This is a genomic window from Arthrobacter horti (assembly GCF_030731045.1).
In the GTDB taxonomy this organism is placed as follows: domain Bacteria; phylum Actinomycetota; class Actinomycetes; order Actinomycetales; family Micrococcaceae; genus Arthrobacter_E; species Arthrobacter_E nanjingensis.
The window spans coordinates 227,230-248,046 of sequence record NZ_JAVALS010000002.1 but is presented as its reverse complement, the minus strand read 5'-3'; the positions used below and the strand labels follow the sequence as shown (position 1 = coordinate 248,046).

18 protein-coding genes, 1 tRNA gene and 1 other RNA gene are annotated in these 20,817 nt (G+C 69.0%); 10 read left to right on the top strand and 10 right to left on the bottom strand.

The window, feature by feature from the left end; genetic code table 11:
* Positions 1 to 7: 7 nt before the first annotated feature.
* Positions 8 to 973 (top strand): Cof-type HAD-IIB family hydrolase, encoded by a 966-nt coding sequence (locus Q9R02_RS05015; RefSeq protein ID WP_305995556.1) that lies wholly within the window; start codon positions 8 to 10, stop codon positions 971 to 973.
* 45 nt (positions 974 to 1,018) lie between these two features.
* Here the strand turns inward: Q9R02_RS05015 and Q9R02_RS05010 are convergent, their stop codons facing one another.
* The 4 genes from Q9R02_RS05010 to Q9R02_RS04995 all read right to left on the bottom strand — a co-directional run bounded on the left by Q9R02_RS05010 (position 1,019) and on the right by Q9R02_RS04995 (position 4,797).
* Entirely contained in the window at positions 1,019 to 1,534 is a 516-nt protein-coding gene (locus Q9R02_RS05010; protein ID WP_305995555.1) for a glutathione peroxidase, read from the bottom strand.
* A 53-nt stretch (positions 1,535 to 1,587) separates the two neighbouring features.
* Positions 1,588 to 2,364 carry a hypothetical protein gene (locus Q9R02_RS05005; RefSeq protein ID WP_305995554.1) on the bottom strand — a complete coding sequence of 259 codons (777 nt, stop codon included), beginning with the start codon at positions 2,362 to 2,364 and terminating at the stop codon, positions 1,588 to 1,590.
* Between the two features lie 189 nt (positions 2,365 to 2,553).
* Positions 2,554 to 3,930 (bottom strand): M23 family metallopeptidase, encoded by a 1,377-nt coding sequence (locus Q9R02_RS05000; protein WP_305995553.1) that lies wholly within the window; start codon positions 3,928 to 3,930, stop codon positions 2,554 to 2,556.
* A 207-nt stretch (positions 3,931 to 4,137) separates the two neighbouring features.
* A complete protein-coding gene (locus Q9R02_RS04995) occupies positions 4,138 to 4,797 on the bottom strand; it encodes a helix-turn-helix domain-containing protein (RefSeq protein WP_305995552.1) in 660 nt (219 codons plus the stop codon).
* 152 nt (positions 4,798 to 4,949) lie between these two features.
* Here Q9R02_RS04995 and Q9R02_RS04990 point away from each other — a divergent pair, with 152 nt between their 5' ends.
* Positions 4,950 to 6,446 carry an NCS1 family nucleobase:cation symporter-1 gene (locus Q9R02_RS04990; protein WP_305995551.1) on the top strand — a complete coding sequence of 499 codons (1,497 nt, stop codon included), beginning with the start codon at positions 4,950 to 4,952 and terminating at the stop codon, positions 6,444 to 6,446.
* A 109-nt stretch (positions 6,447 to 6,555) separates the two neighbouring features.
* Here the strand turns inward: Q9R02_RS04990 and Q9R02_RS04985 are convergent.
* A tRNA-Ser gene (locus Q9R02_RS04985) sits at positions 6,556 to 6,643 on the bottom strand.
* 124 nt (positions 6,644 to 6,767) lie between these two features.
* On the opposite strand from Q9R02_RS04985, the gene ffs reads away from it, so the two are divergent.
* The 3 genes from ffs to recR all read left to right on the top strand — a co-directional run bounded on the left by ffs (position 6,768) and on the right by recR (position 10,327).
* An RNA gene (gene ffs / locus Q9R02_RS04980) (signal recognition particle sRNA small type) lies at positions 6,768 to 6,864 on the top strand.
* A gap of 73 nt (positions 6,865 to 6,937) precedes the next feature.
* Positions 6,938 to 9,682: a DNA polymerase III subunit gamma and tau gene (locus Q9R02_RS04975; protein WP_305995550.1), complete on the top strand. Its 2,745-nt coding sequence runs from the start codon at positions 6,938 to 6,940 to the stop codon at positions 9,680 to 9,682.
* Positions 9,683 to 9,733: 51 nt separating this feature from the next.
* A complete protein-coding gene (gene recR, locus Q9R02_RS04970; protein ID WP_305995549.1) occupies positions 9,734 to 10,327 on the top strand; it encodes a recombination mediator RecR in 594 nt (197 codons plus the stop codon).
* Between the two features lie 24 nt (positions 10,328 to 10,351).
* Here recR and Q9R02_RS04965 read toward each other — a convergent pair whose 3' ends face one another.
* Both Q9R02_RS04965 and Q9R02_RS04960 read right to left on the bottom strand, forming a co-directional pair.
* The gene (locus Q9R02_RS04965; RefSeq protein ID WP_305995548.1) at positions 10,352 to 11,530 is read right to left on the bottom strand and encodes an ABC transporter permease; all 1,179 of its coding nucleotides are present in this window, start codon (positions 11,528 to 11,530) and stop codon (positions 10,352 to 10,354) included.
* Positions 11,527 to 12,483, bottom strand: a complete 957-nt coding sequence (locus Q9R02_RS04960) for an ABC transporter ATP-binding protein (protein WP_342006880.1) — start codon at positions 12,481 to 12,483, stop codon at positions 11,527 to 11,529. The genes Q9R02_RS04965 and Q9R02_RS04960 overlap by 4 nt, the downstream gene beginning before the upstream one ends.
* 347 nt (positions 12,484 to 12,830) lie before the next feature.
* Here Q9R02_RS04960 and Q9R02_RS04955 point away from each other — a divergent pair, with 347 nt between their 5' ends.
* A complete protein-coding gene (locus Q9R02_RS04955) occupies positions 12,831 to 14,198 on the top strand; it encodes an aspartate kinase (RefSeq protein WP_305995547.1) in 1,368 nt (455 codons plus the stop codon).
* Positions 14,199 to 14,265: 67 nt separating this feature from the next.
* Here Q9R02_RS04955 and Q9R02_RS04950 read toward each other — a convergent pair whose 3' ends face one another.
* Both Q9R02_RS04950 and Q9R02_RS04945 read right to left on the bottom strand, forming a co-directional pair.
* Positions 14,266 to 14,454, bottom strand: coding sequence for a hypothetical protein (locus Q9R02_RS04950; RefSeq protein ID WP_425279220.1), 189 nt, complete (start codon positions 14,452 to 14,454; stop codon positions 14,266 to 14,268).
* A gap of 130 nt (positions 14,455 to 14,584) precedes the next feature.
* Positions 14,585 to 14,809: a hypothetical protein gene (locus Q9R02_RS04945; protein ID WP_305995545.1), complete on the bottom strand. Its 225-nt coding sequence runs from the start codon at positions 14,807 to 14,809 to the stop codon at positions 14,585 to 14,587.
* A gap of 107 nt (positions 14,810 to 14,916) precedes the next feature.
* On the opposite strand from Q9R02_RS04945, the gene Q9R02_RS04940 reads away from it, so the two are divergent.
* From Q9R02_RS04940 to Q9R02_RS04925, 4 genes are all read left to right on the top strand, one after another.
* The gene (locus tag Q9R02_RS04940; RefSeq protein ID WP_305995544.1) at positions 14,917 to 15,360 is read left to right on the top strand and encodes a MarR family winged helix-turn-helix transcriptional regulator; all 444 of its coding nucleotides are present in this window, start codon (positions 14,917 to 14,919) and stop codon (positions 15,358 to 15,360) included.
* Positions 15,361 to 15,392: 32 nt separating this feature from the next.
* A complete protein-coding gene (locus Q9R02_RS04935; protein WP_305995543.1) occupies positions 15,393 to 15,923 on the top strand; it encodes a hypothetical protein in 531 nt (176 codons plus the stop codon).
* Positions 15,924 to 16,107: 184 nt separating this feature from the next.
* Positions 16,108 to 17,052: a 3-methyladenine DNA glycosylase gene (locus tag Q9R02_RS04930; RefSeq protein ID WP_305995542.1), complete on the top strand. Its 945-nt coding sequence runs from the start codon at positions 16,108 to 16,110 to the stop codon at positions 17,050 to 17,052.
* The gene (locus tag Q9R02_RS04925; RefSeq protein ID WP_305995541.1) at positions 17,052 to 17,396 is read left to right on the top strand and encodes a serine protease inhibitor; all 345 of its coding nucleotides are present in this window, start codon (positions 17,052 to 17,054) and stop codon (positions 17,394 to 17,396) included. The genes Q9R02_RS04930 and Q9R02_RS04925 overlap by 1 nt, the downstream gene beginning before the upstream one ends.
* A gap of 124 nt (positions 17,397 to 17,520) precedes the next feature.
* Here Q9R02_RS04925 and Q9R02_RS04920 read toward each other — a convergent pair whose 3' ends face one another.
* Complete coding sequence (locus tag Q9R02_RS04920; protein WP_305995540.1) at positions 17,521 to 20,658, bottom strand: S8 family serine peptidase; 3,138 nt, start codon at positions 20,656 to 20,658, stop codon at positions 17,521 to 17,523.
* Between the last annotated feature and the right edge of the window lie 159 nt (positions 20,659 to 20,817).

Genomic DNA, 20,817 nt, shown 5'->3' with positions numbered 1-20,817 from the left:
GGATCCCATGAGCGAGAGCAGCGTCCCCACCACGCCCGCCAAGCGCCAGGCCACCGTGCCGGTGGAGCCCGGGGACGGCCCGCAGCCGCCCCTGGCGCTCCTGCTGGACGTGGACGGCCCTATCGCCAGCCCCGTCACCCGCTCCGTCCAGGACCAGGTCATCGCGGAGCTGCTCTGGCTGGCCTCCCGCGGGGTGCCGGTCATCTTCAACACCGGCCGTTCCGCGGAGTTCATGATCCGCCAGGTGGTGGAGCCCATGCTGGCAACGGGCATCGCCCCGGGCCTGGAGTTCCTGGCCATCTGCGAGAAGGGCGCCACGTGGTTCACCTTCGGCGCCGGCGGGTCCTCCGAGGTCCAGGTGGACCAGCGCTTCACCACGCCCCGCAGCTACGCCGCCGCGATCCGGGAGCTGGTGGCCCGCAAGTACTCGGAGTGGATGTTCTTCGACGAGACCAAGCTGGCCATGGTGTCCGTGGAACAGCACGTCGGCACGCTCAGTGCCGACTACCTGGCGCAGCAGCCCCTCTTCGACGCGGACGCTTTGTCCCTCATGCCGGCCCACGCCATGCGGGGCATCATCCGTTCCGATGCCCCCGAGCAGGCCAGCGGGATCAAGGACCCGGCCGCCGGCCACTTCCTGGTCGATCCCACGATCATCTCCACGGACATCGAACACGCCCGGCTGGGCAAGGACCTGGGCGCCTGGCGCGCATTGACGTGGCTGCAGGAGCGGGGTCTGGAGCCGGAGCAGTGGCGCACCGTGGGCGACTCCGGCACGGACTACGCCATGGCCGACTGGCTGGAGGCACAGGGGCATGCGGTGGCGCATGTGGATGTCCGCCCGGCCGACGAGTTGCCGGAGAAGCCGTACCACATCCTCACCTCGGTGCACGTGGGTCTTGGCAATGACGTGATCAACGACCAGGCCGGCCTGGCCTTCCTGCAGGCCTGGCACGAGCGCCTGGACGGCTGAACAGGCAGCGCGGCCGATCGGCCAGGCACCTGAGGCCGGCGGGCCCTACTCTCCCGGCGACGACGGCGGCGCGGCCTCCGCGAGCGCGGATTCGACGGCGGTGAGCAGCGCGGCGTCATCGGGCTCGGTCTTGGAGCCGAAGCGCTCCACGACCGTCCCGTCGCGGCCGACCAGGAACTTCTCGAAGTTCCACTTGACGATGCCGGGCAGGATCCCGTGCTTGAACTTCACCAGCTCGTGATAGAGCGGGTGCTGCTCCTTCCCGCGCACCTTGGACTTGGCGGTCAGGGGGAACGTGACGCCGTAGTTGAGCCGGCAGAACTCGGCGATCTCCGCGTCCTCCCCGGGCTCCTGCCCCGCGAACTGATTGCACGGCACGCCCAGGACCACCAGGCCGCTGTCCTTGTACTTCTCGTACAGCGCTTCGAGCCCGTCGTACTGCGGGGTGTAGCCGCATTTGGATGCCACATTGACCACCAGCACGGCCTGTCCCCGGAACCGCCCGAAGGTGGTTTCGGTGCCGTCGTTCATGGTCAGCGGGATCTCATGCAGGGAAGTCACCCATCAAGCGTAGTCCTCACCGGGCCCGCCGGCGGATGGACGGCCGCACGGGCTCAGTGCCGTCCGGTGATCCCGCCCACCAGGCCGCCGAGACCATTCAGGACGCCTCCGACGGTGCCGGTGACCACGCCGATGAGGCCGCCGCCGGAGGCCGGCTGCGAGCCTGTTCCGGCGTTCCCGGCGTCGGCCGGCGCGCCCGGGGCGGCAGTGGAGGCAGTGGAGGCATCCCCTCCGGAACCCGCGGGTGCCGTGGCGGTCCCCGGGGCCGGACCGCCCGGCGCCCCGGACGGTGCCGGGCTGGACAGCGTGGGATTGGACAGTGCGGGGCTGGTCAGCGCGGGAGCGGACGCGACGGCTCCAGGCTGCGGAGCCACGGAGCCGGACCCTTCCGGAGCAGCGGCGGGAAGCACAGCTGAACCGGAAGACTGCACGGCCACGGCGGCCGGGCCCGGGGCCGTCCGGGTGTCCCGTGCGGCAGGGGCCGGGTTTCCGCCTTCGGCAGCAGTGGCCGGGGTATGGCTCTCCTGCTGCGTGGCGGCGGGCGTGGTCCGCGATGTCCGTTCCCCCGGGCCGTTCAGCCCTTGCGACGGCGCCGACGCGGCGGGCCCTTCCGCGAAGGCCGGGACGGAATGGTCCCGGTCCGCGGTGACAGCGACGCTCGCGGTGGCTGCGAGAACGGTGGTGGCGAGAGCGACGGAGGCGACCCGCCGGCCGTCCGGGACGTGGATGCCGAGGGCTGCGGCCAGAGTGGTGTCCGCCCGGCGGCTCCCCTGACTCTTGCGGCGGCGCTTCCTGGGCGCGGACACCTGCGCAGCGCGGCGCCCGCTCATGCGGACCATTCCTGGCGGGAGCACCGGTTCGGGGCGCGGTGCATCGCGGTCCGTATGACGTGCTTCATCTCGTACGGTCCCCTCCGCCACGGTCGTCCGGCTGTGCGCCGCTCTCTCAGATTCAACACCAGTCCGGCGTTCCACACCAAGCCCGGGTGCGGGATGCGACGGGCGCCTATCGACTGGCCGTCATGGGGCCGGTGCGGTGGTGGTCGTGGACGTGGTGGTCCCGGTCGTCGCCGGTTCAGCAGGAGGCAGCGCGGCCGTGGCGGCCGTCGGGGCGGGTGCCGGGGCCTTGGTGGGCGCTGGGGCGGGGGCGGTGACCGTCGCGGTCGGAGCCGGAGCCACCGTCGGCTGGATCGTCGTCGGAGCCGGCGCCGGAGCAGTGGCAGGGGCAGGGGCACTCGTGATGGTCGCCGCTGGAGCCGGGGCACTCGTCGTGGTCGTCGACGACGTGGGCGTGGGTGCCGGCGCCACGGTCGGGGTGGGAGTCGGAGTGGGGGTGGGCGCCGGCGTCGTAGGCGCCGGAGCTGGGGTCGTGGGGGTGGGCGCCGGCGTCGTAGGCGCCGGAGCTGGGGTCGTGGGTGTGGGCGGCGGCGTCGTGGCTGTGGGCGTCGGGGTCGGAGTGGGAGTCGGTGTCACGCTGTGCGTCGGGGTGGGCGTCGGGCTCGGACTCGGCTTTGGAGCCGGTGCAGGCGACGACGCCGGGCTCGGCGCAGGTGTGGACGGCGTGGCCGGTGTTGAAGGCGGCACCACGCCGCCATCCTTCTCCGCCTCCGGGGTGATGTATCCGGGGACGCCTGTCACGGCGGCTCCGCCTCCGGACGGCAGTGTCCACAGGGAGGTCACCGTGGTTCCGGTGAAGTCCGTGAACACCAGGTCATCCAGTGGCGCCTGCTGGGAGATCGGATCCAGGATCCATTTCATCGGGTCGGTGAAGACGCCGTTCTTGATGGTCTCGAAATGCAGATGGCATCCGGTGGAGGCCCCGGTGGTCCCCACCTTGGCGATCACCTGTCCCACCTGTACCTTTTCGCCCGCGCTCACGGCGATCCCCTGCAGGTGGTTGTACGTGGTCACCAGGCCGTTGCCGTGATCGATCTCCACCCGGTTCCCGCCACCCCACGGGTGCCATCCGGCGGCGCGCACCACGCCCGCGTCCGCGGCGTAGACCAGGGTGCCGCAGGGGGCGGCGAAGTCCTGGCCCCAGTGGAACTCATCCGGCTTGCCGGTGATCGGGCTGATCCGGACGCCGAACGGCGAGGTGGGGACCAGGGTCACGAGCGGGGCGGAAAGATGCCCTGCTGCCGGGCGGGGACGTCCCGCGATCGCGACGTCGAGTCGCTGCCGGCCACCCTTCAATTGAGTGCTCAACGCGGTACGGGTGAAGTGGAGGGTGGTGGCGGAACTCGCCGTGATCCCGCCGTTCACGCCCTGATCCGGCACGGCCGTGCCGGCGGCGCCGTCCGCCGCTTGGGGAATGGGAGGGGGTGCGCTCGGGATCACCGGTGTCGAACCGATGCCGACGGCAGCCACCGCCACCGCGACGGTCACTCCGGCCTTCATCAGTCCTGAGAGCCACCCGCTTTTGCGATGGCGCGGTTCATGAAGGGCTTCTCCGGCCCTTCCCCCCAGTTTTTGCACGGTACTGACCATCCCCATCATCCGTTGCGCGGCACCCCTCCTGGCACCTTCTCCCAGTGTGCGCCCGCGTCCCGGAGGCGACAAGAGGATGGGCCGAATGAAGCTGAACCGCCTGTTTACCGATGGAGTCTACTGGCCCGGGGTGACATCCCTGTCCCCCTTCACAGGGAACACCCACGGGCTGGAGCCCGGGGACTGGAAGATGATCCAGGTGGCCACGGCCCGGGTGTCCCGCGAATGGTTCGAGATGAGGTGCGGGCGCATGCTGGGGAAGGCGATCGAGTCGCCCTCCCGCAGAATCACCGATTCACCGTCCACCTGCACGGTGAGCTCTCCCGAGGTGACGGTCCCCATCTCGAAGCCCTCGTGGTGCACCATGGCGCCGTCGTTCGAGGCGGACCCGGGAGGATAGATGGACTCGAAGAACTCGAGTTGTTCCACCGGCTTGGGCGAGAGCCGCCGCAGCGACACGCCCTTGCCGAAGGAGGTGGGCTGGATCTCGCCCGCCCGCGCCACCGCGACGTCGTCGTGCCCGGGCGTCGACGCGCCGCCGTCGCCCGTCGAAAAGGCCGACGACAGTGGCACTCCCAACGCCTCGGTCATCGCGATCACGCGACCCAGGGACGGCTGGAGTTTGCCCCGCTCGATCTGGGAGACGGCACTGGGACTCACGCCCAGCTCCTTGGCCAGATGGCGCAGGGAGATGCCTGCGGCCTGGCGCAGCACGCGCAGCCGTTCCCCGACGCCCGGTTCGACCTCGGAGCTCACGGCGTCCTGTGGATCACTCACGGTTCTGCCTCTGCTTTTCCGCACCACGGAAGTTTTCCGTTGGTTGAAATAATAATTACATACTCCGGAACTCTTGCGTGATCCGGCTCACAGTCTTTCAATGGTGTTAAGGATGCGCTTAACATCCTTTCCACTCCCGGAAGACGAGAACCATGTCCACTCCCCAGACCTCCACGGAAACCGAGCCGTTCCGTGACCCACGCCTTGCCAACGCAGATCTGATCCCCCTCAAGGAACAGAAATGGGGCTCCTACAACATCTTCGCGTTCTGGATGTCAGATGTGCACAGCGTGGGCGGCTACGTCACCGCGGGCAGCCTGTTCGCCCTGGGCCTGGCGTCGTGGCAAGTGCTCGTCGCTCTCATCGTCGGCATCGTGATCGTGCAGTTCTTCTGCAACCTCGTGGCTAAGCCCAGCCAGGTCACCGGCGTCCCATACCCGGTCATGAACCGTGCCATCTTCGGCGTCCGGGGAGCCAACATCCCGGCCATCATCCGTGGCGTCATCGCCATCGCCTGGTATGGCGTCCAGACCTACCTGGCCTCGCAGTCCCTGGTGATCGTCATGCTCAAGTTCTGGCCCGGACTGGCACCGCTGGCCGTGGACGCGAAGGGCTTCCTGGGGCTGTCCGCCCTCGGCTACATCGCCTACGCGATCCTCTGGGTGGCCCAGGGCTTCGTGTTCTGGCACGGCATGGAGGCCATCAAGCGCTTCGTGGACTGGGCCGGACCGGCCGTCTACGTGGTGATGGTGATGCTGGCCATCTACCTGATCAGCCAGGCCGGCTGGGACCACATCTCCCTGAACCTCTCCACCGGGCCGACCCTCGACTTCGGCGCCTCCATCCCGGTGATGCTCTCCGCGATCGCCCTGGTGGTCAGCTACTTCTCCGGCCCCATGCTGAACTTCGGTGACTTCTCCCGCTACGCCAAGTCCTTCAAGTCCATCAAGAAGGGCAACTTCCTGGGCCTGCCGATCAACTTCCTCTTCTTCTCCCTGCTGACCGTGCTCACCGCCTCCGCCACCGTCCCGGTGTTCGGCAAGCTGATCACGGACCCCATCGAGACCGTGAGCAAGATCGACGTCCCGTTCGCCACCATCCTCGGCGGCCTGACCTTCGTCACCGCCACCGTCGGCATCAACATCGTGGCCAACTTCATCTCCCCCGCCTTCGACTTCTCCCACGTCAACCCGCAGAAGATCTCGTGGCGCATGGGCGGCATGATCGCCGCCGTCGGGTCCGTGCTCCTCACCCCGTGGAACTGGTACTCCAACCCCACCGCGATCCAGTGGTCCCTCGGCATCCTGGGCGCCCTGATCGGCCCGCTCTTCGGCATCCTGATCGCCGGCTACTACGTGGTCAGCAAGCAGAAGGTCTGGGTGGATGAGATGTACACCATGAGCACCACCGGCCGGTACTGGTTCGTCAAGGGATTCAACCCCAACGCCGTCTGGGCCACCGTGATCGCCGGCGTCCCGTCCATCCTGTCCAGCATCGTCCCCACCCTCCTCGGGCAGGGCCAGTGGATCTCGGACTACTCCTGGTTCATCGGCTGCGGCCTCGGATTCGCGGCTTTCGCCCTCCTGGAGCGTGCACGGCCCCGGATCGACGTGACCGGCGTCGCGGACAGCGACGGCACCAAGCACTGACAGCGGCCCCGCGCCACTGAGAGCGACGACGACGGCGGCCCACCGCCGTCGTCGTCGCTTTCCCTGGGAATGACAAAAGAACCCCCGGCCGAAAGACCGGGGGTTCCGCTGGCGGAGAATGGGGGATTTGAACCCCCGAGGGCGTTAACCCAACACGCGTTCCAGGCGTGCGCCATAGGCCGCTAGGCGAATTCTCCATTGCTTCCGCAAGCGAAAGCAGACTCCACTGTACCCGAAATCCGCGGCGGATCCCAATCGGGCCGGGGGCGGGGTCCGAAAGGCCCGGGTTCGGATCATCCGGCGAAGTCGGGTAAACTTATTGGCGACCCCTCACGTGGCGTCATCCTGCTGAACTCCCCCAGGACCGGAAGGTAGCAAGGGTAAGTGGGCTCTGGCGGGTGCGTGAGGGGTCTTTTCATGTCCTCCCACCGGACCTCGCGCCTGTGGACGGAACCGGTGAGACTGTCAGGCGCGATTGATAGGGTTTTCCTGTGACCCAAGCCAGCGCCCTCTACCGCAGATACCGGCCCGACAACTTCGCGGACGTGATCGGCCAGGAGCACGTCACGGTCCCGCTCATGACCGCACTGAAGAAGAACCGCGTCAACCACGCCTATCTCTTCTCCGGCCCGCGCGGCTGCGGCAAGACCACCTCCGCCCGCATTCTGGCGCGCTGCCTCAATTGTGAGCAGGGACCCACCGACACTCCTTGCGGCGTCTGCCCCAGCTGTGTGGAGCTGGCCCGCGGCGGTGCGGGATCCCTGGACGTCATCGAGATCGACGCCGCCAGCCACGGCGGCGTCGACGACGCCCGCGACCTCCGTGAACGCGCCACCTTCGCCCCGGCGCGGGACCGCTACAAGATCTTCATCATCGATGAGGCCCACATGGTGACCTCGGCGGGCTTCAACGCCCTGCTGAAGATCGTGGAGGAGCCGCCGGAGCACATCAAGTTCATCTTCGCCACCACGGAGCCGGACAAGGTGATCGGCACCATCCGCTCCCGCACGCACCACTACCCGTTCCGTCTGGTGCCGCCGGAACCGCTCCTGGCGTACTTGGAGCAGCTCTGCGAGCAGGAGAACGTCCCGGTGGCCCCGGGCGTCCTCTCTCTGGTCATCCGCGCGGGCGGCGGCTCCGTCCGCGACTCCCTGTCCGTGCTGGACCAGCTGATGGCCGGCGCCGGCCCCCAGGGGCTGGACTACGAGCTGGCGGTGTCCCTGCTGGGCTACACCCACGCCTCCCTGCTGGATGACGTGGTGGACGCCGTGGCCGCGCAGGACTCCGCCACGGTGTTCCGCTCCGTGGACCGTGTCCTTCAGACCGGCCACGACCCGCGCCGTTTCGTGGAGGACCTCCTGGAACGGTTCCGGGACCTCATCATCGTCCAGGCCATGCCGGACAGTGCGGCGACCATCCTCCGTGGCATGCCGCAGGACCAGATCGCCCGGATGCGGCAGCAGGCACTGACCCTCGGCCCGTCTGAGCTGTCCCGCGCGGCGGACGTCACCAATGCGGCTCTGAGTGAGATGTCCGGCGCCACCTCGCCTCGCCTGCACCTGGAGCTCCTCTGCGCCCGGCTCATGCTCCCTGCGGCGGACTCCGGCGAACGCGGCGCCGCCGCCCGTCTGGACGCCCTGGAGCGGCGCCTCGCCCTGGGCGGCGTGCCACAGGCTTCGGCCCCCGCGGCCACGGCACCCGCCCCGCAGCAGGCACCTCCGCGGCAGGCTCCTGTGCAACAGGCATCTCCCCATCAGACTCCTCCGCAGCAGACCTACGCTCAGCAGGAGCGCATGCAGCAGGAGTCCGTGCAGCAGGAACGCGCGCAGCCTGAGCGTGCGCAGGAAGCCCCGGTACCCACACAGACGGTGCCCGCACAGACCGCGGCCACCGCTGCAGCGGCCGCCGCCCGGCCGGCACCGGAACCCGCACCCGCACGGGAGGCGGCTGCCCAGAGGACTCCCGTCCAGGAAACACCCGCCAGGGAGACCGAACGTCCGTCGGCACCTCAGCCGCAGGGCGGCGGGGACGTCGAGGCACTCCGCCGCGCCTGGCCCCAGGTCCTGGACCGACTGGCCAAGATCAAGCGCAGCAGCTGGGCCCTGGTGGCCCCCAACGCGACGGTCGCCCGCATCGAGGGCGATCTGGTGCTGCTTTCCTTCACCACCGCCGGCCTGGCGGGCGCTTTCGGCCGCGGAGACCACAAGGTCCACCTGCAGGCCGCCGTCAAGGATGTCCTGGGTATGGATTGCCGGGTGGATGCCGTGGCCGGAGACGCTGCCGCACCGCCGCCGACGTTCCAGCCTTCGGCGCCGCGTGCCGAGGATCCGGCACCGCGGCCTGCGGAACGCGCCCCTGCGGCGGAACCGGCGCCACCGGTCGAAGAGCCCCCGGGCTGGGGCGACTCCCCAAAAGCTGAGGCCGCCCGGGACACCACCCCTCCGGCAGGCGGCGCGCAGCGGCAGGACCAGGCTCCACGGGACCAGGCTTCACGGGATGAGGCCCGGCAGGCCTCCCGGGAGAACTTCCACCCGCTCGACGAACCGCGTGACGAGGATGCCCCGCCTCTCGAGGAGGAGCCTCCCTACGAGGACGGCCCCGCCGATTGGGGCAGCCCTGCCCCGGCTCCGGCCGCGCGGAACGCCACGGTCACACGGACCGCTGAAGCGGCGCCGTCCGGCCCGGCCTCTTCGGCACGGCCTTCTGCGGCACGGTCTTCTGCGGCACCGGCTCCTGCGCCCACCACGGACGACCCCTGGTCCCGTGCCCGGGAGCAGTCTCCGGGCCGCTGGACGGTCGGCACCGAAAGCAATGTGAGTGCGGGCTTCAGTGCCGGCGCGGGACAGTCCGTGTCCGAGCCGGAGGAACCCGAAGAGCAGTCCCCCGCGCGTCCCCCGGAGGAGCCAGCGGCAGCCGTGTCGACAGCACCGGAGGCCGCTCCCCCGGCGAGCGCACCGCCCGCGTCCGCCCCGCCGTCGTCGTCCCCTGAACCGGAACGCGCGCAGGGGCAGAGCATGTACCAGCGGCTGTCCAACAGTCCGCAGGCGCAGCGTGGCCGCGAGCAGGGCACACAGGCCGGGCCCCGGACCGGGGCTGCCGGCTATGACGAGATCAGCGCCGATGATGAGACCATCGAGGAGTCGACCACGTTCGGCCGCAAGGCCGTGGAACGGCTGCTGGGCGGGACCCTCATCGAGGAGACCACGCTGGACGGCCAGCCGATCATCCGCCGCTGAGCGGGATGAATGACGAGGCGGCACGAATGACATGAATGAAGAGAGGACGCCGTGTACGAGGGCGCAGTTCAGGAACTGATCGACGAGCTCGGCCGTCTGCCGGGCATCGGCCCCAAGTCGGCTCAGCGTCTGGCCTTCCACATCCTGGAAGCCGACGCCGGTGACATGCAGAAGCTCGCCGAGGCCATCACCGCGGTGAAGACGCGCGTGAAGTTCTGCAGCATCTGCGGGAACGTCTCCGAACAGGACACCTGCAGCATCTGCCGCGACCCGCGCCGGGACGCGAGTGTCATCTGCGTGGTGGAGGAGTCCAAGGACGTCATGGCCGTGGAACGCACCAGGAGCTTCCGTGGCCGCTACCACGTGCTGGGCGGCGCCATCAGTCCCATCGACGGGATCGGGCCGGAGAAGCTCCGCATCCGTGAGCTGCTGACCCGGCTCTCGGATGACACCGTGCAGGAGATCATCATCGCCACGGACCCCAATGTGGAGGGCGAGGCCACAGCCACGTACCTGATCCGCACCCTCAAGCCCATCGGCGTCAAGGTCACCCGCCTGGCCTCCGGGCTGCCCGTGGGCGGCGACCTCGAGTACGCGGACGAGGCCACCCTGGGCCGCGCCTTCGCCGGCCGCCTGGCGGTCTGAGCGCAGCCGACGACGGCGCGCGGCTCAGGCGATCCGGGTGCCGCGGGGCAGCCTGCGCGCCGGAGTCCGCAGCGAGCGCCATCCGAGCCACAGCAACAGCCCGGCCAGCACCGCCTGGATGCCCAGGCCCAGCGGCCATACGGGGGTGGTCTGCTTCAGGTACTCGTACTGCGGACCACTCTGCTGCGGCTGGTACACACCGTTGACACAGGGTGAGTAGGGCGCTTCGGGCCCCGCCATCGCATGCCTGGTCCCCTGGCTGATGGATTCAAGCGGGCCATTGACCACTATGTCCGAGCGACTACTCGGGACCTCGGAGTAGGGGATGGCGTCCGCCACCACGACGAACGGGTTCACCGCCAGGAACCACGCCACACGCTCCGTGTGGAACACGGGCTGCTGCGTCGGCACGCAGGAGATCTCCGGGACGTCCGACGGTGAGCCGTCGGACGTGGCAGGGGCACTGTACCCACTCGGTTCCATCGCGGTCGCCGTGTCCCGCGTCAGCTGCATGCCGAAGCCGAACGCGATCACGGACAGCACCGTCAGTCCGGCGACCGCCAGATACGTGACCACGATCGAGAAGAGCGGCCGGGCCGCCACCGCGGAAACTCCGGTTCCGATGGCGCAGACCACCGCGATCTCCAGCGCGAGCATGAGCAGGGAGACCACGATGTGGCCGGGCGACAGCCCGCCCGCCGCCACCCCGATGATCAGGAACGGGGCACTGGTCACCAGGAAGGCCAGCGCAGCCACCCAGGCGGCCAGGAACTTGCCCCACAGGATCTGTCCCGGCGTCAGAAGCGTGACCTGAAGGAGCGCCAGGGTGCCTGATGAGCGGTCTCCGTTGACACCGTTCGCAGACAGCGCCGGGGCCACCAGCAGGGCGAAGAGCAGCACGAACGCCAGGACCACCTCGAAGATGACCGAGCCCGGGCTGTGCTGCGCGGTGCTCCCGTAGGAGCCGGCCGGGACGGTGTTCATCGCCGCGTTCCAGGCGCCCCACGTCAGCCAGGTCACGCCTCCGATCACCACGAACCAGATGCCCAGCATGATGTACCAGCCCCGGGACCGCAGGCGCTGCTTCAGTTCCAGAACCACGACGTCCCGGATCCCGTCGAAATAGCCTCGGGCCGGGATCCGCACGGCCGACGGACCCTGAGGACCCTGGGACCCGGGATCGACTTCCATGATCTCCGTCATCGCCGCTCCGTTTCCATCGTCATGTACGCCTCTTCCAGTGCGCCCGCCGCAGGCGCGAAGGACACGACGCCCACCCCCGCCTGGACGAGCCCGGCCAGCAGGGCGGCCGCGGCGCCGTCGTCGGTCACGAACACACTGACGGTCTGCCGTGGCCCGGCCTCCGGACGGAACTCCACGCCGAATCCGGTGAGCGCCGCGACGAGGGCGGCATGGTCGAGCGCGCTGACCGAATACCGGCGGCCGTGCTGGACCGCCTCCAGGACGCTCTGCTGCTTCACCGTCCGTCCGGCACTGACGAAAGCCGCGCCGTCGGCGATCTCGTCCAGCTCGCTGAGGACGTGAGAGGAGACCACCACGGCCTTGCCGGCGCCCGCCAGGGAGCGCAGCAGATTCCGCAGGTCCACCCGGGACGCGGGGTCCAGGCCGGACGCCGGCTCGTCGAGGAGGAGGACGGACGGGTCGTGCACCAGCGCCCGCGCGAGCGAGAGCCGCTGCTGCTGGCCCCGGGAGAGGACCCGGGCCGGCTGATCCGCGAGCGCTTCGAGGTGCACCAGGTGCAGGAGCTCCTCGGCCCGCTCACGGATCCCCGCCTCTGGCATCCGGTAGAAGCGCGCGATCTGCACCAGGATCTCCCGGGCCGTCAGGGAACCCCACACGCCCAGCGAGTCGGGCATCCAGCCGATCCTCAGCCGCACGGCGGCGGGGTCCCGGGAAGGATCCCGACCGTCGATGAGGATGGTCCCGGCGTCGGGCCGCAGCAGGGAGGCCAGCATCAGCAGAAGGGTGGTCTTGCCCGCCCCATTCGGTCCGATCAGGGCCGTGACCTTGCCCGGCGGCGCATGGAAGTCGATGTGCTGGACGGCGTGGACCGCGCCGAAGCGGCGGGAGAGGCCTTGCGCGACGATCCCCAGCGGATCGTCGCCCGGAGCGGCCTGGCTGTACATCATGGACATGCTCGCATCACCTGTTTCTCGCAAAACAGCCCCAAAGTGTGGCACGTCCCGCGGATCCTCGGGCCCGCAGGTGGCGTATCCACGGATCATACGCCCGGCCGCATGGAGTGGCATCAGGCCACAGGATGAGGAGGACGCGCCCGTGGACATCCGTCCGATCCGTACCGAACGGGACGCCACGTGGCTTTCGTCCAATATGTGAGTCACATTTTCCGCTCTGCGAGACGACGGCGATAAAATGGCTGCAGACGGCCTGTGCCTTGCGCGGGCCGCACGTCACGGACACTCAAGGTCCGCCACCCCCAGAACCTGGCGCCGCCCGGTGCCCGACCAGTAAGGGTCCATGCATGAGTCTGCCCACCAGTGAGCTGTCCGCAGCGGAACTGACCACCGAGCCCGGGGCCGCCACGCCCGCCGCCGGCGCCACCAAGCAACTCATCGTGCAGAAATTCGGCGGCTCCTCCGTGGCCGACGCCGCGGGCATCAAGCGCGTGGCCGACCGGGTGGTCGCCGCACGTCAGGCCGGCAACGACGTCGTCGTGGTGGTCTCCGCCATGGGTGACACCACCGATGAGCTGCTGGACCTGGCCGGCCAGGTGACGGACGGCGCCCCGGCACGCGAGATGGACATGCTCCTCTCCGCCGGCGAGCGCATCTCCATGTCCCTGCTGTCCATGGCCATCAACAACAAGGGCGCCGTCGCGCAATCCTTCACGGGCTCCCAGGCCGGCATGTACACGGACGCCATCCACGGCAAGGCGCGCATCATCGACGTCGACCCCCACCGCGTCCGCACCGCCCTGGACAAGGGGCACATCGCCATCGTCGCCGGTTTCCAGGGCATGAGCCAGGACACCAACGACATCACCACCCTGGGCCGCGGCGGCTCCGACACCACGGCCGTGGCCCTGGCCGCAGCCCTCGAGGCGGACGTCTGCGAGATCTACACGGACGTGGACGGCGTCTTCACCGCCGACCCGCGCGTGGTCTCCTCCGCCCAGAAGATCGACAAGATCTCCAGCGAGGAGATGCTGGAGCTGGCCGCGTCCGGCGCCAAGATCCTGCACCTGCGCTGCGTGGAGTACGCCCGCCGTTTCGGCGTGCCGCTGCACGTGCGCTCGTCCTTCAGCCAGAACGAGGGCACTTGGGTCCTGCCCAGCCCCGATGACAAGATCACCATCAAAGAGGGAGTTGCCTTGGAGCAGCCAATCATCTCCGGCGTCGCGCATGACCGTTCCGAAGCCAAGGTCACCGTGGTGGGCGTTCCGGACACCCCCGGCAAGGCCGCCGCGATCTTCCAGGTGATCGCCAAGGCGCACTCGAACATCGACATGATCGTGCAGAACGTGTCCACCAAGGGCACGGCGCACACGGACATCTCCTTCACCCTGCCGATCGTGGAGGGCGCGGACGCACTGGCCGCACTGGAGGCCGCCCAGGCGGAGATCGGCTTCGAGAGCATCGACTACAACGCGGAGATCGGCAAGCTCTCCCTCATCGGCGCCGGCATGCGCTCCCACCCGGGCGTCTCCGCCACGTTCTTCAAGGCCCTCTCCGACGCCGGGATCAACATCGACATGATCTCCACCTCGGAGATCCGCATCTCCGTGGTGACCCGAGCGGACCTGCTGGATGACGCCGTGCGCGCCATCCACAAGGCTTTCGGGCTCGACGGCGAGTCCACGGCGACCGTCTACGGCGGCACCGGCCGCTGAGGCTCAGCGCAGGGAACGTAAGCGAACGACGGCGGGGGCGACCCCGCCGTCGTTCGTTCAAGTCCTGTCAGCTGTCCTCTTCGTGGTCCTTGCGGGTCGCGTAGTGGTGGCCTTGCGAGTCGGTCTCGATCTCAAAGGTCTGCAACTCGTCCTCCGAGGCCTTCTCGAAGTCATCATGCTTGTGGACCACGGGAGCCTCGGAGTCACCGTGGGACGCCGGCCCGAAGAGGTTGGTGGCCTTCTCCGTCAGGTGCATGAACTTCCTGGTCCGCTCCGTCACGGCAATCACCTCCATGCTCGCGCGACGGCGGGCTCTCCGCCCATGCGCTTAGAGGCATTTTAAGACTTCAGCACGGGAAAAGCACCGGAATCCTGGGGATTCACACTCAGCGCAAGGAGTGGTCGTCGGGGTTCCGGGACACCACGTAACTGCTTCCGTCCGGCCGCGTGACCGTCTCCCACTGGAGGGTCTCCGCCTGGCGCTGCACCAGGAGGGCCTTGTTCTCCTCCGTCATCTCGTGGTCCAGCGCGCTGCGGTTGGCCGGGCCGAACACCACCCGGAGCTTGCCCGTGGCCCGCATGAATCGCTGCGTGAAGTTCTCCTGCGCCATCACTTCTCCCCTGTCGACGGATTCCGTGTCCGCCTCAGCATAGCAATATAATTAGTGCACTAACTAATTCTCTTCGAGGGCCGGCGACCGGTCGATAGGATGGCGCGGTGGACATCAATTCAGACGAGGACCTGTCCCTGGAGAACCAGCTGTGCTTCGCGCTCACGGTGGCCTCCCGCACCGTGGTCCAGGCGTACCGGCCCGTCCTGGAGCCGATGGGCCTGACTCATCCCCAGTACCTGGTGATGCTGGCGCTCTGGGATCACAGCCCGCTGAGCGTGAAGGCCGTCAGCGCCCAGCTGCTGCACGAGCCCGCCACCATCTCGCCGCTCCTGAAGCGGCTGGAGGACATGGGCTACCTCAGACGGACGCCCAATGCCCAGGACGCCCGGGCCCTCGACGTCGAGCTCACCCCGGAAGGCGTGGCCCTCAAGGACCGGGCACGTGCCGTGCCTCCGGCCATGCTGGCGCGGCTCAAGCTCAGCCGGGAAGAGGTCCGGGTGCTCAACAAGGCCATGCACAACCTCATAGACGCCGCCACCGGGGACTGACCGCCTCCAGGCGACCGGCCTAAACTGACGGCATGGGCTGGAAAACCGTCCTGAGAATCGTGCTGCCAGGGTTCGTCGCCGCGCTGCTGTCGGGGTGCGGGACCGTACCGGGCGGTACGTGCGCCATGTCCTCCGACGGAAGCGGCACCCAGAGCTGCGGCCCCTGGTCGACCAGGCTGACCACCCCGCCGGTGATCAAGACCGTCTCCCCCACCGGCGCGCCGGGCCTCATCAGCCTGAAGATCCGGCGGGTGGATCAACCGGGGGCCCAGCCGGTGGACCTGTACCTGCAGTGCCACGACGGATCACCCGACCCTGCCTCGACCGTCCCCAACCCCGCGGCCGCCTGCACCCTGGTGAACACCAAACCCTCTCTCCTGGATCCGGTGCCCGCCAAGGGCGAAATGTGTTCCCAGCTGTACGGCGGACCAGAGACCGCCACCGTGACCGGCTCGGTGAACGGCAAGCCCGTGAGCCTGACTCTCTCCCGGACCGACGGCTGCAAGACGGCCCAGTGGAACGAACTGACGCCGCTCCTCGGAGGGACGGCCGCCGGAGCCTGAGCCCCCGTGCCCCCGCGCCCGTGTCCGCGCCCCTCCGGCCCCGCTGAAACAGTGGGTTTCCGCTGAAACAGTGGTTTAAACCCACTGTCTCAGCGGAAACCCACTGTTTCAGCGGAGGGTCCGGCGGAGGGACGGCCGCCGGGGCCTGAGCCCCCTCCGGGCCTCACGCGGGATAATGGACTCCATGTCCACCCCCGCTGTCGCCCGCCTGACCGTCCTGCCTCAGGACGAGTGGCTGCCGCGCGCCGAGTCCCATGCGGCCCGGGTGGACCACTACGCCGCACCGTTCCTGGAACGCCGCCACACCGGGCGGAAGCACCCGGTGGAGGACTTCCTCTTCACCTACTACACGCACAAGCCCGGCCAGCTGCGCCGCTGGCACCCCGGCGCGGGAACCGTCCTGGCCGGTCCCGCTGCCGAGGAACGCCGCGCCTGGAAGCACTACCGGGAGCTCACCGGAACCGAGCGGGAGGTCGCCGGCGTGCGGGACGGCGAGCCCGCCGTCGTCGTCGACACGGATGCCTTTCTGGCGGACCGCCGGGAGGCCGTGGACTTCGCCCGCATCATCCTGGGCGGCACGCTCGCGCGGCCCGGCCAGTTCGGCTGCTTCGGCCTGCACGAATGGGCCATGGTGTACCGGCAGGAGAAGTTCCAGCTCCGGCACGAGTACCTGAACCTCCGTCTGGGCGGCGACGCCACGGACCGGGTGGTGGAGGAGAGCCGCATCCGCTGCACCCACTTCGACGCCTTCCGCTTCTACACCCCGGATGCTGTGTCCCTGAACGAACTCCAGCCGACGCGCGCCACGCAGCGGGACCTTGAGCAGCCGGGCTGCCTGCACGCCAATATGGACGTCTACAAGTGGGCGTACAAGCTCGCTCCCCTGCTGCCGAGCGAATTCCTGATGGACTGCTTCGAGCTCTCCTACCGGATCCGCGCCATGGACATGCAGGCCTCCCCGTACGAACTCACGGAATGGGGCTACCCGGCCATCCCCATCGAGACGCCCGAGGGCAAGGCCGAGTACGTCGCCCATCAGCGCGGTTTCTCCGCCGAGGCCCAGACGCTCCGCGAGCGCTTCCTGGTGCTGCTGGACGCCGCTCTTCCCCCGGCGGAGAGGGGCGCCTGATGGAGATGGATCTGGCCGTCACGGTCACGGCGCACCCCGGGGCGCCCGAGGTGACGTATCGCCTCACCGTCGGCCCGGACGGCCCCAGCCCCGCGTCCACGGTGCCGGATCCCGCCGCCGCGTACCGCGCCGTCGTGCGTCACCGCGCACTGCTGCTTCCCACGCTGCCGCCCCAGGGCACGACGACGGCGGCGCGCCCGGTGTTCGGCGGCCTGCACCGCGCGCATGTGACGGGGACCCTGGACGGGCTTCCAGTGGACCGGGACTTCAGCCGCACCGATTCGCGCGAGACCGCGCGCTGGGACGCCCTGGCGCCGCTGCTCGGCGAGGCGGCCGAGGCCTGAGCGCCGCATCCTCCGGACGCACGGAAGGGCCGGTGGGAGCATTTCCCACCGGCCCTTCCGCCGTTTCAGAGGCTGAACGGCACTACTTCACCGCGCCTACTTCACCGGGCCTACTTCACCACGCCTACTTCACTGCGGAGGCGTCCCCCAGATCGGGGCGCTTCTGCAGTTCCTGCTCCGCCTTGGCGCGGGTCGCATCATCCGGGCTCTCCACGGCCGGGGCCACGGCGCCCGAGGGGCCGACCACGACGCTCACGAACGTCGGCGCGGAGGCTCCGTCGAAGCTGATCCGGCCGATGTAGGAACCCGGGGTCAGGCCGTTCCAGGCCAGCGTCAGGTTCCCGCTCTTGCCGTTCTTGAGCACCAGCGGGTTCGGGGCGATCGTCGCGTTGCCGACGTTCGCTCCCAGGATCGAGGCCTCCAGGCTCGCCTTGGTGGGCGCGTTGCCCGGGCTCGCGTAGAGATTGGCCAGGATCGTGTACGTGCCCGGCGCCGGGTTGTTCAGCGACAGGGCCTCGCTCGCGGAGGACGTGGCCACGGTGGTGGCCTTGCCCTTCGGATCGATGACGTACATGTCGAAGTCTGCCTTGTCATCCGAGGAGACGACGGCGAAACGGGCGAACGGGGTGCCGGCCGGGACCGTCACAGTCTTGACCGCATTGGAAGCGTTGTTGCTCAGATCCACGGCGCCGGGCACCAGCTGGATGGCCGTGGCGTCCGCCTTGGACAGACCGTCCAGGGTCAGCTTGGTGGGGCTGCCGCTGCCGGAGGTGACCGGGATGGACGCCTTGCCGGTGGCCTGGTCCGTGGTGAACGTCAGATTGCTGGCCGCGACCACCGACTGCGGGCGGACCGCGATCGGGGAGGTGACACTCTTGCCGTTGCCCTGCCAGCTCAGACGCCCCATGGCGAACTGGCCCAGCGCGGCTCCGGCGTTTTCGAACGTGACTTTGAAGGTGCGCTTCTGGCCCACGGCGTTGAAGTTGAGCACGGACGGGGTCACCTTGACGTTGACGCCGGGGACATCGGCGACCGCCCGGTACAGGCCCGGGGTGAGCGCGGTCAGGGTGCGGGTGACCTCGATCTTGCCGGTGAGGTTGCCCAGCGCGAAGGACGGCACGTTCACGTCACGGGTCATGGTGGAGCCCAGTCCGGGGATGCCCAGGTCGAAGCCGAGGCCCTGGATGTAGCGCAGGTAGTCGTCCTGGCCCTGGTCGTAGACCAGTCCGGGATCCAGGAATCCGCCCGGGTTGACCTGGCCGGCACCGGTGGCGAACACGTCGGTGTCCTTGCTGCCGTCGGCGTTCTTGAGATCTGTGGCGGAGGTCATCAGTGCCGACTTGATGGCGGCCGGGGACCAGTCGGGGTGCTTGGCCTTGGCCAGGGCACCGAAGCCGGCGATGTGCGGGCTGGCCATGGAGGTACCGGACATCATGCCGAACTGGGCGCCGTGCTCGGCGATCGGGGAGACACCGGCCAGAACGGCGACGCCGGGGGCGGCGACGTCCGGCTTGAGCAGATCGGAACCGGAGGCCAGGAGCGGGCCTCGGGAGGAGAACCCGGCCACCTGCGGCTGAGGGTCCTCCGGCAGGCCCGTGGTGTCATGGTTGACCAGACGGGCCTTGATGGCCGGGTTGGCTGCCACCTTGTCCTTGATGGCCTGCGACGCCGGCGGGTTGACGTGGACGGTGGGCACCGAGTGCTGGTCCACGTCCTCGCTGGACGGGGTCAGGTTGACCAGGACCATGCCGACGCCGCCGGCGCGCTGGACCTCGGCGCTCTTGTCCAGGCGGGCCACCACGCCGCGGTCGCAGACCACGATCTTGCCGCTCACCTTGGCCGGGTCGAGGCTGCCGGGGGCGCAGAGTGCGGCGTTGCCGGTGCCCGAGGCCGCGTTCGCGGACAGGACCAGATTCGTGTACGGGACCTCGTGTGCCATGAGGCTGGCGCCGCGGTACTTGCTGCCGTCCTCGAACTCCACGGTGCCCTGCAACTCGCTGCTGAAGGAGCTGGCGGCCACAGTGGTCAGCCACGGGGCGCCATGGTTGACGGTGCTCGCATCGGGGCCACTGTTGCCGGCCGAGGCGGAGACGAAGATGCCCGCGGAGACGGCGGACAGGAACGCCAGGGACACGGGGTCCGTGGTGCTCGTGGCGCTGCCGGAGATCGAGTAGTTCAGCACGTCCACGCCGTCCAGGACGGCCTGGTCGATCGCTGCGACCGAGGAGGAGGAGTAGCAGCCGCCGGTGTTCGGGTCGTCATCCTCCCAGCAGACCTTGTAGATGGAGAGCTTGGCGGCCGGGGCCACACCGCTGGTCACACCCATGTCGCGGTCACCGAGGTTGGCGCGGACGTCGGCGTTGCCGGCAGCGGTGCTGGCGGTGTGCGTGCCGTGGCTCGCGGTATCGACCGGAGAGATGAGCTCCGACGGTGCGCGGTGCTCCGGAGGAACGGTGCTGGTGAAGGCGTCGGCGAAGTAGTGCGCCGCCAGGACCTTGGAGTTGCATTCGGTCCCCGCGAAGCCCTGGCCGGCCTGGCAGTCACTCTTGAAGGTCTCGCCGTTCGCCTTCAGCATGGCGATCTTGCCGTCGTCGGTGCGGTACGGGACACCCACCTGCGGATCGCCCTGCAGCGGCTTGACCTCGTCCCCGGCGAAGAAGGGGCTGGACGGCGTGTAGCCGGTGTCGATGACACCCACCACCACGCCCTTGCCCGCGTTGGCCGCTCCGCCGAACTGCTTCTGCCACACGCCGGTGTTCCCAGGCAGGTTCAGGAAGTCCATGCTGGAGTAGTCCGGTGCGTTCTGAGTGTCCGGGGCCACCACCAGCACCTGCGGGTCCTTGGCCAGAGTGTTGGCCTGCTCGGCGCTCAGCTGGGCGGAGAAGGCGTTCAGCGCAGTGGAGAAACTCCGCTTGATGGTCACACCCTCCTGGCCCGCCACCTGCTTCTGCACCGACTCCAGGTGCTGCCGGTACCGCTTGACGTTCTGATTGTCGGCATCGAGCTTGCGGCCCGGCTCCGGCTTGGTCGCGGCCAGACCGGAGGTCCCGCCCTCATAGCTCGCCGCAGGCTTCTCGGCGAGCACCACGATGTACTTGCCGGCCTGGAGCTGCTGGCCTGCGGACTGGCCGGGTGCCATCGCCGGTGCCGCCTGGGCTGCCGGCAGCACTGCCCCTCCCAGCAGGACGGGCAGACTGACCCCGACCGCCAGCGCCTTCGTGACCCCCCGCGCGCGCAGGAAGCTCTTCCCTGTTCTTCTCATGGGTGCGTGTGAACCTTTCACGAGGAACCCCCGGTCCCGATGACCAGAGGTGACAACCCGGAGGCCCACGTTGTTACGCGCATCACACCCGGGTCGTGTCTCACCCTAACGGGTCGCTCCCGGTTATGACAGAGTCATTTCATAGTTGGTTATCAGTTG

Excerpts from the sequence above, each read along its gene's own strand:
- Q9R02_RS05015 (WP_305995556.1), top strand. The coding sequence starts at position 8 with ATGAGCGAGAGCAGCGTCCCCACCACGCCCGCCAAGCGCCAGGCCACC.
- Q9R02_RS04990 (WP_305995551.1), top strand. The coding sequence starts at position 4,950 with ATGTCCACTCCCCAGACCTCCACGGAAACCGAGCCGTTCCGTGACCCA.
- Q9R02_RS04955 (WP_305995547.1), top strand. The coding sequence starts at position 12,831 with ATGAGTCTGCCCACCAGTGAGCTGTCCGCAGCGGAACTGACCACCGAG.
- Q9R02_RS04935 (WP_305995543.1), top strand. The coding sequence starts at position 15,393 with ATGGGCTGGAAAACCGTCCTGAGAATCGTGCTGCCAGGGTTCGTCGCC.
- Q9R02_RS04930 (WP_305995542.1), top strand. The coding sequence starts at position 16,108 with ATGTCCACCCCCGCTGTCGCCCGCCTGACCGTCCTGCCTCAGGACGAG.
- Q9R02_RS05000 (WP_305995553.1), bottom strand. The coding sequence starts at position 3,930 with ATGAAGGCCGGAGTGACCGTCGCGGTGGCGGTGGCTGCCGTCGGCATC.
- Q9R02_RS04960 (WP_342006880.1), bottom strand. The coding sequence starts at position 12,483 with ATGTCCATGATGTACAGCCAGGCCGCTCCGGGCGACGATCCGCTGGGG.
- Q9R02_RS04925 (WP_305995541.1), top strand. The coding sequence starts at position 17,052 with ATGGAGATGGATCTGGCCGTCACGGTCACGGCGCACCCCGGGGCGCCC.
- Q9R02_RS04950 (WP_425279220.1), bottom strand. The coding sequence starts at position 14,454 with ATGCACCTGACGGAGAAGGCCACCAACCTCTTCGGGCCGGCGTCCCAC.
- Q9R02_RS04945 (WP_305995545.1), bottom strand. The coding sequence starts at position 14,809 with ATGGCGCAGGAGAACTTCACGCAGCGATTCATGCGGGCCACGGGCAAG.
- Q9R02_RS05005 (WP_305995554.1), bottom strand. The coding sequence starts at position 2,364 with ATGAGCGGGCGCCGCGCTGCGCAGGTGTCCGCGCCCAGGAAGCGCCGC.
- Q9R02_RS04965 (WP_305995548.1), bottom strand. The coding sequence starts at position 11,530 with ATGACGGAGATCATGGAAGTCGATCCCGGGTCCCAGGGTCCTCAGGGT.
- Q9R02_RS04920 (WP_305995540.1), bottom strand. The coding sequence starts at position 20,658 with ATGAGAAGAACAGGGAAGAGCTTCCTGCGCGCGCGGGGGGTCACGAAG.